Genomic DNA, 13,372 nt, shown 5'->3' with positions numbered 1-13,372 from the left:
AGTCGATGGCTTTAGGAAAGAACATAAAGAAAGATAAATTGATCCCTTCTAAATCGAAGAAGGAGGAGAAAACGGTGAAGGCTAAGAAAAAACCGGCAACAAAACCTGTCAAAAAAACGAAGCCAAAACCAAAAAAAGCAACGAGTAAGACGGTAAAATCTCCAGTTTTAGAAAAGAGAGTGAAGGAAGAGGTGATTTCCTCTACAGCTATAGAAAAAGTAGAGGAAAAGTCTGTGCAGTCAAAAGCCAAAAGGGTTCTTCCAGCGAATTTCCTGACGAAGGAGGAAATGGAGGAACGGAATAGACTGAAAGCCAAATACGATCAGGATATTCTGAAGTTGAGAGGCCGAAATGTACAATTGATAGTCTTCAAGCTCGGAGGTGAGCGTTATGCGTTAGAAATTGATAAAGTAAAGGAAATAGTACCAGCTCCAGAAGTGTCCAAATTACCACGCGCTCCCAAATTTATGAAAGGGGTGGCGAATATAAGAGGTACGGTTATGGTCATCATGGATCTTGAAGAAAAATTCGAATTGTTCAAATCTGAAGAAATTTCAGATAAAACGTTTGCATTAGTTATTAAAAACGATCGCTTCAAGGCTGGAATCTTAGTGAGTGAAGTGCCAACTACCCTCAAGGTACAAGGCGATATCATAGAGAGCTCATCTGGAATCATGAGTAATACTGTTTTAGATGAGACCTTCATTAAGGGATTAATCAAGCAAGAAGAAGGTATGATTATTTTGCTTGATATCATTGAGTTGATAGAAAGTGATGAAATAAGAGTAATAGCCGAGTCTGTGGAAGACGGCAATTAATATGAAAGACACGAGAGTACTCATAGCGGACGATTCAGGCTTTATGCGCCTTTTGATTTCAGATATTTTATCTGAAAATGAAGGTATGCAAGTAGTAGGTGCTGCTGTGGATGGAAAAGATGCGGTAGCCAAAGTGAAAGAGCTAAAACCTGATGTGCTTCTTTTGGACATGAATATGGGTGAATACGACGGTATTTATGCTGTCAAACGCATTATGAAGGAGTGTCCGTTGCCCATTTTAATTTTAAGTGCAGTGGGCAATACCAATCTACAACCGATTTTTGATGCGCTCCAGGAAGGTGCTGTGGATTACTTAAATAAACCTTCCAGAGGCAATGCCAAAATGCGTCTCATTGAGGCGGAACTTATTCAGAAAATTAGGAGTGTAACTCGGGCCAAACCAATGGCCGTGAAGCCTAATAGTAAAAACACGAATCAGCACACTTTTGATGAAAAAAGTAAATATGATTTAATAGTCATTGGCGCTTCAACAGGAGGACCCAGTGCCCTAGAAGAAGTTATTGTTTCATTGCCTTCCAATTTGAACGTACCCGTGGTGATTGGTCAGCACATGCCTACCAATTTTATAGCCCCATTCGTAAAGAGACTCAACAAATTGAGTCCGCTCAATGTGGTGGTGGGTACCAAAGGGATGGAACCAACAGCAGGCACAGTAATCATAGCACCAGGTACTGGCAATATGGTTTTGGTAACAAAAGGAAAAAAGGTGAAGCTAGATTTTACCGATCAGCAATATAAAGAATACAACAATCCATCGATCAACTCAATCATGTTGTCAGCGGCAAAAGTGTATGGCGCTAAAACTTTAGGAGCGATATTGACGGGAATGGGAAAAGATGGAGTAGAAGGAATGAAGGCCATAAAAGAGGCAGGAGGTTACACAATTGCGCAAAATGAAAGGTCGAGCATTATTTATGGAATGCCAAAGGCTGCGGTGCAATGTGGTGCAATTGACAAGTCAATTGATATTAAAGAAATAGGAAGTTTTATAGTCAATAGTTTATAAAATAGGAAAAAGTTGAAATCCAAAGAAGAAGAATATAAAGAGCTCTTTCATTCGGAAGCACTTGAGAATTTCGAGGAACTAAACCGTCTGTTTACTGATCTGGAAAATGATCACACAGATTTCAATGCAATCAATTCGATATTTCGAATTGTGCATACCCTCAAGGGTAATGCCATGGGGATGGGATTTGATGACATTGCTGCACTAACGCACGTGATGGAAGATGTAATGGGCACAGTTCAGCAAGGTAACATGACGCTCAACAAAGACCTTTTTGACAGCTTATTTAAAGCCAATGATAAATTGGGTGCGCTGATAGATGCTTTGAAAAGCGGAGAGAGAGTTTCCTATCTAGGCATTAAAACAAAGCTATTTGTATTGTTGGAGAAACACTCAAAGGCCACAGAGTTAAAGTTGCAAACACAGCCCAATGAGCCGTCTAGTGAGTCAATTACTGATGCTAAGCCTCAAGTGGAGGATAAGGAGCAATCCAATGTAGAAGAGGAAGTTCAAGATGAGGTTTTGGTACCTACTGGCGACATGAGTAATACTACTCAGGCTGTGAAGTCCGAAATTACATTTACAGATGTCATTCAGATACCTGTCAAAAAGATGGATGAGCTGATGACTATGGTTGGTCAATTGATTATCGAAAGGGACAGGCTGATCACTTTGAATAGCGTGGATGGCAAACGAACATCAGAATTTGAAGGATTGCAGCGGATCACTTCAGATCTACAATATGGTGTGATGAATGCCCGAATGGTAACGGTCGGTTTTTTATTCAATAAGTTTCATCGAATTGTACGTGATGTCGCCTCCATAGAAAACAAAAATGTGAGCTTAGTTCTTCAGGGGACAGAGTGTGAGATTGACAGAAATATCCTTAAAATCATGAGTGACGCCATGATTCACTTGGTAAGGAATGCAGTAAGCCATGGCATTGAAAAAAGCGAAGACAGAAGAGCAAAGGGTAAACCGGATAAAGGAACCATTATACTTAGCGCACATTATGAGAAGGATAATGTAGTGATCGAAGTGGCAGACGATGGAAATGGAATCGATGCCAGTGTCATCCGTAGAAAGATTGTTGAAAAAGGCTTGGCTAGTAAAGAACTTGCACAGCAACTTTCAGATCAAGAGGTGATCATGTACATATTTGAACCTGGTTTTTCTAATGCCGAAAAAATCACAGAAATATCAGGTCGAGGCGTAGGTATGGATGTGGTGAAAAAAGCTGCTGAATCCATTGGAGGTCAGATCAATGTAGAAACGGAGGTTGGTATGGGCTCCACCATAAAACTGAATCTCCCATCTTCCATGGCTCTAAAAGGAGCATTGTTGTTCGAGCTGGAAGAGCAAGAATATGCAGTAGCCTTGTCGTATACTGAGGCAGTGATCTCCTTGTCTAAAAGTGAGATTCATAGAATTACAGATGGGCTTATGGCTCAATACTTGGATCAAACCATTCCGATCATATTCTTGAAGGATATTGTTTCGCTTGAGAAACTGGCCGATTGTCAGAAGGAGGGCGTACTTCATCAATCTTTTGAGGCATTGGAAGAAGATGCTAGACTAGATGTAATTGTACTTTCTTATGCAGGCAAATTACTTGGAGTAGTTGTAGATCGTTTACTCCAACAAAAGGAAATTATAGAAAAATCAATGGTTCGCCCATTGGAAAAAACGAAATTATTGAGTGGTACCACCATCTTAGGTAATGGTAAGGTATGTTTAGTAATTGATGTGACGACCATCTCAGATTTGATGTTCAAAACATTAGCTCAAAAAACAGTAGAAACTGAAAATCAGATATAAACTCATTGACCATGTTTAATAATTTAACAGAGAGGGAAAACAGCGCTACCGAGAAAATACTCAAGTTTGGACTGTCAAAAGCAGCACAAGCTTTTAAAAGTATTTTGAACTCCGAAGCCACCTTAGTAGGTATATCATCTAGTTTGGATCGAATAGATGATGTGCCAAAGTATTGTACAAAATCTGATGGTAAAACGCACCTGTTGAAGACGGAATTGGTAGGTGATCTCAAGGGTTTCTGTCATCTCATTTTTTCGGAACACGAAGTTCAGAAAATTCAAAATGCTGGTTTGCCAGAGGAAGTGCTGATGAATAACAATCCAGAAACAAGGTTGATGAAATTAGAGTTTTTAACGGAGATTGATAACATGGTAGCAGGTTCTGTTGTCACTCAATTAGCCAACTTTCTTGATCTAGAAATTTATGGTAATGTACCTTCACTACATGTCATGCAAGCAGGGGAAGTAAATAAGTATATTAAAGCAGAGTCTGCGGTCTATGATTCTGCTGTAGAATTCAGAGCAAATTTTAGCATACCCGAATTGGGTGTTGAGCCAGAGTTTGTTTGGTTGCTTCAAGAAAATTTCCTATCTAAGATTAAGGAAAAAGCAGAAAATGTATTAGCCAAAGAATTAACTTAATCAATGGGTAAATGATAGGTAAACCAAAACAAACGTGATAGATAGTATATCAGATGAAGAACTAGATGCGTTGATGCAGGCCTTGAAAAATAGGTACGGGCTAGATTTCACCAATTATGAAAAGAAGTCTCTGAAGAGGAGTATTGTGCGTCTCATGATGAAACACAAAATGGGTTCAATGCTCGAATTGTGGGCAAAAATCATCAAAGACAAAGAATTTTTCGAACGTGGGATCGATGACTTATTGGTAAACCTGACGGAGCTTTTTAGAAACCCAGATGCCTGGATAGTGATCAAAGAAAAGATTCTAGATCATTATAAAGCTAAGCCAAGGCTTAATGTCTGGCATGCGGGATGTTCGACGGGTGAAGAAGTTTATACCATGGCCATTGTATTAGAGGAAAAGGGTCTGTTGCAAAAGACAAAAGCGCTGGCCACAGACCTTAGTGATAGAGCCTTGAAAAAAGCAAAAGCCGGTGATTATTCACTAATCATTCTGGAGCAATACCTGAAACCGTTCCTATCTTTTTACCCGAATAAAAAGATGGCTGACTTTTTCAATTTTAATGAGTTTCATGCCACCATAAAACCAGCCTATAAAAGCCATGTGACCTTTGAACGACATAACCTCGTCCATGATGGCATGGTCACCAAACACGATATTATTTTTTGTCGAAATGTCATGATTTATTTCGATGAAAAACTCAAAATTCAAGTACTCGAATTATTTCACAAAAGCCTGAATGACGAAGGTTTTTTAGTGATTGGCTATTATGATATCATGCCAGATTCTGGTAAAGCATTGTTCGAAGTATTTGATGTGAAAACAAGAATTTATAAAAAGAAGAAAATTTAATAACACGCAGATGAGCAAGAAAGTATTAATAGTAGACGACTCCATGTACATGCGTACATTGATCAAGGATACGTTGAAATCTGAAGGATATGAAATCGTAGGAGAAGCACCAAATGGTGAGGCCGCGATAGATTTGGCAATGGAATTGTCTCCAGATTTGATCACATTGGATAACATCCTTCCGGATATGATCGGAACGGATATTCTAAAAGTGTTTAAGGATCAGGGAATCGCTTCTAAAGTCATCATGGTGAGCGCTGTCGGTCAGCAATCAGTGATCAACGAAGGTATTGAGTTGGGTGCTTCAGAATACATTGTCAAGCCATTCACTTCAGAAGATTTGTTGGCTGTTGTCAATCGAGTCATGTAGCTACTGGCTCTTTTAGTGAAAGAGAATATCGTATCCGTCAGTTTCCAACTGATGGTACTTCGATTTGTTGAATTGATAATGAAAAGCTCCCTTTTTTGAGGTAGTCTTATCTTTTGTGTCCAATTTTTCAAGTAGGCCAGTTGCTAATATTTTCTTTCGGAAATTTCTGTCATCTATCTCTTTCTGATAGATTTCCTGATATAGCTTGAACAACTGAGGCAAAGTGAATTTTGGTGGAAGTAGATTGAACCCCACAGGTCTTCTCCGTGCATTGTCCTGAAGTTTAGCTAATGCGTCCGTTATCATTTGTGCATGATCTACGACCAAATCAGGAATATCGTGGAGCTCAAACCAAGCCGCCTCATGCCTTTCTACCAGCTCTTTTCTGTAGGACTGCAATTGTATAAGACTGTAATAGGCAATGGAAATTACGCGATCTCCCGGATCACGGTCCACACTGCTGTAACAGTGCAACTGCTCCAAAAAAACACTTTCTAATCCCGTAAATTCAGTGAGGATTCTAGAGGCAGCCACTACGGCAGACTCATTGGGCTGAACAAAACTACCTACCAGTGACCATTGTCCCGCAAAGGGTTCTACCTTCCTTTTGAATAAGAGGACCTTAAGCTTCTCTTCTTCACTATCAAATCCGAAAATTACATTATCTACAGCTACCAGTATGGGCTGGCCTTTTATATATGCAGTGGAACTTTGGTCGGACATTAGTTTTTGGTTTGAGTCCAAATTAACAGGATTATTCATAATTGTACATAATACGGTTGTAAATTAATTTATAAACGTTAAATTTACGTTTATAAAATTTGATACAAATGTCTCAAGATATAGAGGAGGTAAAAAGAATATTCATTGAGCGCTTTGGTAGCGAGCCGTTGGTAATTCGGGCACCAGGTAGAATCAATATCATTGGAGAACATACCGACTATAATGACGGATTTGTTTTGCCTGCGGCTATTGATCTTGCTGTATATCTGTTCATTCAAAAGAGTGATACTGATCGCTCAAAGCTCATGGCTTTGAACTTGGATGAGTCTTATTCTTTCTGCACGCAGGATGCACTTGTTCCTGTAAAACAAGACTGGGTTAATTTTTTTTTAGGTGTTATTGATCAATTCCAAATCGCAGGACATAATATAGAAGGGTTTAATTTGATGTTTACCAGCGACATCCCGATAGGTTCTGGCTTGTCTTCCTCTGCAGCTTTGGAATGTGGTTTTGGTCAGGCACTCAGTGAGTTGTTTGACCTTCAGGTCGATAAAGTGGAATTGGCAAAAATGGGACAAGCAGCCGAACATAAGTTTGCTGGAGTCAAATGTGGAATCATGGATCAGTTCGCTAGCTGCATGGGAAGACAAGATCATGTGGTGAAATTGGATTGTAGAAGCCTTGAATATGAATTCTATCCTGCAGATTTTAAGGATTATGAGTTGGTTTTGTTTGATTCTAATGTCAAACACAATCTGGCTGATTCTCAATACAACATCAGAAGATCACAGTGTGAAGAAGGAGTGAAGGTCATTCAATTTATTAATTCCAGTGTAGCATCTCTTCGAGATGCTACACTGGATGATTTAGCTCGAGCCCAATCAGAAATGGAAGAAGTAGTTTATCGAAGGTGCAAGTATGTAATAGAAGAAAATATAAGAGTACAGGCCGTATGCAAAGCCCTTCAATGTGGTAATATTGAGGAAGTAGGAAATCTCTTGCTGGAGACACATAAAGGATTGAGAGACGACTATGAAGTGAGCTGCAAGGAATTGGATACACTTATAGAAATAGCTTCGGCACGTGATGGGCACATCGGAGGCCGAATGATGGGCGGCGGTTTTGGTGGTTGCACGATCAACTTAATAGAAAAACGAAAAGTAAATGATGTAATCACTGAAGTCACTAAACGATACCATGAAATATTGGGAATAGAAACTAAAGTTTATCGTGTAGCGATTGCAAATGGAGTAGGACGGTATAATTAAAAAGCCAAATGGAATTTAACGCAAATGATCATTCGCATAGACGATTGAATATATTGACTGGCGAATGGGTACAAGTATCTCCTCATCGATCTAAACGCCCCTGGCAGGGACAAGTAGAGAAATTGTCCATGGATCGACGACCAGCGTATGATGACAAATGTTATTTGTGCCCGACCAACGAAAGAATCGGGGGTGAACAAAATCCAGATTATAAGGATGTGTATGCTTTCACCAATGATTTTGCAGCTTTGCAATCAGACATTCCATCGGGCGGTGAAGAAAATGGATTGCTTCAATCCAAAAGCGAGCGAGGATTGTGCAAAGTCATTTGTTTCTCACCTCGCCATGATTTGACCATTCCTGAAATGGATACAGATCAAATCAAACTGGTCGTGGATTTGTGGGTAGATCAGTGCCAAGAGATTGGTGCTTTAGATTTTATCAACCACATTCAAATTTTCGAAAATAAAGGTGCTGTGATGGGCTGTTCTAATCCCCATCCTCACGGTCAAATCTGGGCGCAGGAGACGGTACCTGTGGAGCCTGCTAAAAAGCAATCGAGACAATGGGCGCATTATGAAAAAACAGGGAGTAACCTTTTATTGGACTATTTATCACAAGAGCTTAAACAGCAAGATAGAATCATATTTGAAAATGATCACATGGCAGTTTTAGTGCCATTTTGGGCGGTGTGGCCTTACGAAGCTATGATCGTTCCTAAACAGAAAATGGCACGCATTACTGAAATGAATCAGGAAGAAAGATTCGCTCTTGCAGAAGCCTATCGTTATCTGACCATCAAGTATGATAATTTGTTCGAAACTTCATTTCCTTATTCAGCAGGGATCCATCAAGCACCCTACGACGGCGATTCGCATGAAGAGTGGCAGTGGCATATGACGTTTTATCCTCCATTGTTGCGATCCGCCACCGTTAAAAAGTTTATGGTGGGATACGAAATGTTAGGCAACCCGCAGAGAGATATCACGCCAGAATTTGCGGCAAACCAGATCAACAAGCAGTCTGAAATCCACTATTTAAACAAATAGGAATCAGTTAATTCTGGTGATTTTCAATATAGAAACAGGTTCAACGAAGTACTGATCCAATTCTTCCTGCCTTTGAATTTCCTTGACAACTTCCATTCCTTGGGTCACCTGACCAAAAGCGGCAAAACCATATCCATCGGGATTTCTGGCACCCCCGAAGTCGAGCGAAGGCTGCGAGCCAATACATATAAAAAAGCTACAAGTAGCAGAATTGGGTTGGTCTCGCGCCATGGATAAGGTGCCATTTTGATGCGAGAGGCCTGTTTTTTCAGTGGTTTCAATTTTAATCGGAGCCATTTCTTCTTCTTCCGGCATATCACCACCTTGGATCACTTCTATTTGGATTTTTCTTTCTGCCTCGTTGGCAGGTGTACATGCTCTAAAAAAGCTAGAATTGGTGTATAAACCAGCATCTACATAACTTAGAAAGTTAGCAACAGTCACTGGTGCCTTTTCTGGATATAGTTCAATTTCAATATCCCCCATAGAGGTTTCTATTTTACAATGAATGGTCTTTTCCGAACATTGAAAAAATAAGAGGGTTATTAGACCTGCGAGAATGGAATGGCGCATAAGAATAAAGATTAATGATTGAATTTATCTATTGAAAAGATAGGTATAAAATTTACTTGTTTTAACGTCAGCGATTAAATTGCTCAGTAATTATCCTAATTAATCTTTATATTCAATTCTAGAATCCAACTTCTGAACTTTGAGCGAAATATTCATTAGCTATATCCCGGAAGACAAACGCAGAGCCAGACAACTTGCTGAAGTGCTCGATGAGTTTGGCTGGTCTGTTTGGTGGGAATCCGCAATTGCTGATGATGAGCATTTCGATGCTCAGATCCAATCCGCATTGAAAAAGGCCCATTGTATCGTTGTACTTTGGTCACCTGGCGCCGTGGGTAATGCTACTATTTTGGAGCAATCTCAACTTGGACTCAAGAAAAAAAATCTGGTGTCTCTTGTTTACGATGACGTTCACAATCATCAAACGCTTCCTATATCAGAGTATACCAATCTTTCACATTGGAAAGGAGACGCAGCCGACAAAGGCATTCGTATTTTATTGGGCGATATTTATGATCTGATCGGTCACCCTCCCAAACGGACTACTGAGCGTTTATTTAGGAATTTGGTGACCTTTGTGTCTTTGATGCTGGTCGTGGTTTGGACTACATTTATTCTGTCTATTCAGCATAGAAATAAAACGCAGGAAGCTCGGGACTGGGGAGAATATTTGACAGCAAACGAAAGTATGGGCTATCAAGAATACCTTCAACTTTACCCAGAAGGCAAGTTCATTCGTACGGCTAAATTCAAAATAGACAGTTTGCATGAAGCGGAAAGCTGGGAGAAAGCTCTGATTGCCAATTCTGTGGAAGTATTGGAAGCTTATATTCAAGAAAACCCTAAAGGTTCTTATAAAGATGCTGCCTTTGCTCGAATTGCAGAGTTGAAAGACGAGTCTGCCTGGCAGGAGGCTACAGAAGAAAATACCGTAGTGAGTTACAAGGTCTATCTCAGACTTTCACCCAATGGCAAGTTTGCCAACGAGGCCGAACGAATCATTGCGGAAAGGACAAAACCCAAGGCAGTAGCCAAAGCCAGACCTGTAGAAAAAACTTATTTGCTTGAAACCTTTTCTGCACCCAAACCAGTGCTCAGTGTGGCAGTAGCGCCTAATGGACGTAGAATTCTGACCAAAGGCTGGGACAATACTGCCTGGCTCTGGGATCTGCAAGGCAACTTGATCGAGGAACTCAAAGGGCATACCGATTGGTTGACTTCAGTCGCTTTTTCACCCAACGGCAATCGAATGGCGACTGGCTCATGGGATAAAACAGCAAAACTCTATGATGTAAATGGACGAATGATTGGTGAGTTTAATGGCCACACTTTTCATGTGAGTGATGTCGCTTTTTCTCCTGACGGAGAATACCTGGCTACGGCTTCTTTCGACAAAACAGCACGGCTGTACAAGCTAGATGGAACCTTCGTGCAATCCTTTGAGGGACACAAGGAATGGATCAATGCAGTGGCATTCTCTCCAGATGGCAAGTACATTCTCACAGCATCCAACGACCATACCGCCCGCATGTGGGATTTGAAAGGTAATATGGTGGCGGAGTTTTCAGGACATATTCATTGGGTGACTTCTGTCGCTTTCTCCCCAGATGGCAAGTTCATCATCACGGGATCGAAAGATAAGACTGCCAGAATCTGGCGACTGAAAGACCGTAAAAACAAAAAACTAATCGCACACACCAAACCAGTCAATGCTGTAGCTTTTTCTCCTGATGGCAAAAAAGTGGTCACGGCATCAGCAGATCACACCGCTATCCTATGGACACTCAACGGCAAAGAACTTCGTCGCTACACCAAACACAAAGGTCAAATCAACGATGTTGCCTTTACTCCAGATGGACGAAAAATCCTGACAGGGTCTAGTGATCGTACAGCGAAATTATGGGAGGTAGAGTGATACTTGACTGAATTAATTATTCATGTGGTTTATCTTAAAAACAACTAGGGGATACTTATAGGAACGAGTTCTGTGATTGAATCCAAATGATTATTACCGATCCCTCAGCCGATACATAAACTTCAAACCACTCCAGTCCGAGTCTATGGCAGCAACTTTCACGTCGACTAAGCCGGCATCTAGCATATAGTCACGGATGTGGTTTTCTCTGAACGGGGAGGGCAGTTCGGAAGACAGCTTGACCCAACTGACCCATATCGAACCATTTTTCTTGAGAAAGTGGATTTGTTTAGCAGCTACTTTCAGATCATTTTCTTCCCGACAAAAGACATGGATGAAGTCCAAAGATTCTGATTCTGGGTGATTTACTTGTTCGACTAGTTCGGGCCAGTCAGAAAATAAGCCATGGTAGTGATCGGGTGCATTGACGAGTAAAACCTTGAATGCGGATTTAATGCCAAGCTTCTTGGCCAGTGGTGTGGAAGAGTATCCAGCAGTCATTATTGATTGGAAGAGTGAATCTTAAAGATAATAAGAAATTCATTGAGGTTGGCAGTAGATTCCACCGATATATCACATTATTGTCCTTAAAATCCTCGATATTTAAAGCTGGAAAACGGAATTCAAAAAGTGTGTTTCTTTTTCTTACCCCACTCCAAAACTTCTAGTTCTAATTTTCTTATTAATTAAACGAATCGAATTTATGAATTTAGAATCGAAGTATTCCTATGTCCTTATAGTGTTAATTACTTTTTTGATAGGGATGGGTTGCGAACCAAAGCAAAGCACCAATCTCGCAGCTCATACACTTATTCCTCATCCAGCGGAAATCGTGGCCACGGGCGAAAGATTTCTGTTAGCTTCAACTTTTACTGTTCAAATAGCAGATGAGTCTTTGCAAAACCTGGCTGATTACCTTATAGGTGAAAAGTCATTATTTAAAATGGTAGACTCTCAAGATGCTGATCTATTGCTGACTTTGAATGCCAATGACCAAAAATTAGGTGAGGAAGGCTATGAGCTTGAAATTACCAAAAGTCAAATTAGTATTTCGGCGAATCAGCCACAAGGGATATTCTATGGACTGCAGACATTGATGCAGCTGATGCCTTTGTCAGGGGATGAATCTGTAGAACTGCCAACGGGTACAATCAGAGACTACCCGCGGTATGCTTATCGAGGATCTATGTTGGATGTATCTAGGCACTTCTTTGGAGTCGATGATGTGAAGCGCTATATCGATTTTATAGCTGCCTATAAGATGAATATTTTGCACCTGCATCTCACTGATGATCAGGGTTGGCGAATTGAGATTAAATCTAAACCCAACTTGACTGCTATGGGTGCATCTACAGAAGTTGGAGGAGGGCCGGGTGGTTTTTATACACAAATGCAGTATCTGGAGATGGTACAGTATGCAGCGGATCGATTCATTACCATTATTCCTGAAATTGATATCCCTGGGCACACACAGGCGGCTTTGGCTTCGTATCCAGAACTCAACTGTGATGGTAAGGCAGGAAAGTTGTACACGGGGACTAAAGTTGGTTTTAGCACACTTTGTACAGATAGCGAAGCAACTTACCAATTTGTAGACGTCGTGATCCAGGAATTGGCAGCGATCACTCCTGGTCCTTACATTCACATTGGCGGTGATGAGTCGCATGCGACTAAAAAAGAGGACTACATCTACTTCATCAATCGGGTGCAGAAAATTGTAAGTAAATATGATAAGATATTGATAGGGTGGGATGAAGTCGCTCAAGGCGAAATTGATAATGAATCCATGGTGCAGCAATGGAATAGCGCTAGTAATGCTACCCTCGCTGCAGAAAAAGGCAATAAAATCATTCTGTCACCAGCGAAACTGGCTTATATGGATATGAAATATGACAGTACGAGCCGTATTGGTTATGACTGGGCGGCTTTGATTGAAGTGGATCAAGCTTACAATTGGAATCCAGATACGATCAACGAGACCGTATCTCCACAATTGATCTATGGTATAGAAGCTCCTCTTTGGACGGAGACGGTAGAAAACATGAAGGATATTGAATACTTGGTATTTCCCCGACTTCTGGGCTACGCTGAAATAGGCTGGTCGCCACAGTCAGTCAGGAAGTGGGGAGATTATCGTACACGACTGGCTACTTATGGTTCTCGATTTGAAGCTGATGACATCGGATATTATCGTTCACCTTTGGTAGATTGGGGGAAGCGAGATTCCATTTTTGTCAAATAACCAAAGCGGCTAAAAAAGAAATGCCGCAGCGTGCGGGCTGCGGCATTAAAAGGCATGATAAATGGGCTTAGA

General features: G+C 40.7%; 13 protein-coding genes. 10 read left to right on the top strand and 3 right to left on the bottom strand.

Features of this window, described 5'->3' with window-relative positions; genetic code table 11:
• Positions 1–5: 5 nt before the first annotated feature.
• The 6 genes from ABJH98_RS13390 to ABJH98_RS13365 are packed head-to-tail and all read left to right on the top strand — an operon-like array spanning position 6 to position 5,530.
• A complete protein-coding gene (locus ABJH98_RS13390; protein ID WP_348308201.1) occupies positions 6–818 on the top strand; it encodes a chemotaxis protein CheW in 813 nt (270 codons plus the stop codon).
• Between the two features lies 1 nt (position 819).
• A complete protein-coding gene (gene cheB, locus ABJH98_RS13385; protein ID WP_348308200.1) occupies positions 820–1,845 on the top strand; it encodes a chemotaxis-specific protein-glutamate methyltransferase CheB in 1,026 nt (341 codons plus the stop codon).
• Positions 1,846–1,857: 12 nt separating this feature from the next.
• The gene (locus ABJH98_RS13380) at positions 1,858–3,663 is read left to right on the top strand and encodes a chemotaxis protein CheA (protein WP_348308199.1); all 1,806 of its coding nucleotides are present in this window, start codon (positions 1,858–1,860) and stop codon (positions 3,661–3,663) included.
• A gap of 11 nt (positions 3,664–3,674) precedes the next feature.
• Complete coding sequence (locus ABJH98_RS13375; protein WP_348308198.1) at positions 3,675–4,304, top strand: chemotaxis protein CheC; 630 nt, start codon at positions 3,675–3,677, stop codon at positions 4,302–4,304.
• 34 nt (positions 4,305–4,338) lie between these two features.
• Complete coding sequence (locus ABJH98_RS13370; RefSeq protein ID WP_348308197.1) at positions 4,339–5,160, top strand: protein-glutamate O-methyltransferase CheR; 822 nt, start codon at positions 4,339–4,341, stop codon at positions 5,158–5,160.
• A 10-nt stretch (positions 5,161–5,170) separates the two neighbouring features.
• Complete coding sequence (locus tag ABJH98_RS13365; RefSeq protein WP_348308196.1) at positions 5,171–5,530, top strand: response regulator; 360 nt, start codon at positions 5,171–5,173, stop codon at positions 5,528–5,530.
• A gap of 12 nt (positions 5,531–5,542) precedes the next feature.
• On the opposite strand, the gene ABJH98_RS13360 is transcribed toward ABJH98_RS13365, so the two are convergent.
• Positions 5,543–6,253, bottom strand: a complete 711-nt coding sequence (locus tag ABJH98_RS13360; RefSeq protein ID WP_348308195.1) for an NUDIX domain-containing protein — start codon at positions 6,251–6,253, stop codon at positions 5,543–5,545.
• A 107-nt stretch (positions 6,254–6,360) separates the two neighbouring features.
• On the opposite strand from ABJH98_RS13360, the gene ABJH98_RS13355 reads away from it, so the two are divergent.
• Both ABJH98_RS13355 and ABJH98_RS13350 read left to right on the top strand, forming a co-directional pair.
• Positions 6,361–7,521 (top strand): galactokinase, encoded by a 1,161-nt coding sequence (locus tag ABJH98_RS13355; protein ID WP_348308194.1) that lies wholly within the window; start codon positions 6,361–6,363, stop codon positions 7,519–7,521.
• A gap of 8 nt (positions 7,522–7,529) precedes the next feature.
• The gene (locus ABJH98_RS13350; protein WP_348308193.1) at positions 7,530–8,570 is read left to right on the top strand and encodes a UDP-glucose--hexose-1-phosphate uridylyltransferase; all 1,041 of its coding nucleotides are present in this window, start codon (positions 7,530–7,532) and stop codon (positions 8,568–8,570) included.
• 3 nt (positions 8,571–8,573) lie between these two features.
• Here the strand turns inward: ABJH98_RS13350 and ABJH98_RS13345 are convergent, their stop codons facing one another.
• Positions 8,574–9,143, bottom strand: coding sequence for a peptidylprolyl isomerase (locus ABJH98_RS13345; protein WP_348308192.1), 570 nt, complete (start codon positions 9,141–9,143; stop codon positions 8,574–8,576).
• Between the two features lie 139 nt (positions 9,144–9,282).
• Here ABJH98_RS13345 and ABJH98_RS13340 point away from each other — a divergent pair, with 139 nt between their 5' ends.
• A complete protein-coding gene (locus tag ABJH98_RS13340) occupies positions 9,283–11,058 on the top strand; it encodes a TIR domain-containing protein (protein ID WP_348308191.1) in 1,776 nt (591 codons plus the stop codon).
• A gap of 93 nt (positions 11,059–11,151) precedes the next feature.
• Here the strand turns inward: ABJH98_RS13340 and ABJH98_RS13335 are convergent, their stop codons facing one another.
• The gene (locus tag ABJH98_RS13335; RefSeq protein ID WP_348308190.1) at positions 11,152–11,559 is read right to left on the bottom strand and encodes a DUF3052 domain-containing protein; all 408 of its coding nucleotides are present in this window, start codon (positions 11,557–11,559) and stop codon (positions 11,152–11,154) included.
• Positions 11,560–11,761: 202 nt separating this feature from the next.
• Here ABJH98_RS13335 and ABJH98_RS13330 point away from each other — a divergent pair, with 202 nt between their 5' ends.
• A complete protein-coding gene (locus tag ABJH98_RS13330; protein WP_348308189.1) occupies positions 11,762–13,300 on the top strand; it encodes a beta-N-acetylhexosaminidase in 1,539 nt (512 codons plus the stop codon).
• The last annotated feature ends 72 nt before the right edge of the window (positions 13,301–13,372 follow it).

Origin of the sequence: Reichenbachiella sp. (assembly GCF_039969095.1) — a bacterium.
In the GTDB taxonomy this organism is placed as follows: Bacteria; Bacteroidota; Bacteroidia; order Cytophagales; family Cyclobacteriaceae; genus Reichenbachiella.
Note: the sequence above shows the minus strand (reverse complement) of the source record. Positions and strands in the feature narration are given on the sequence as shown.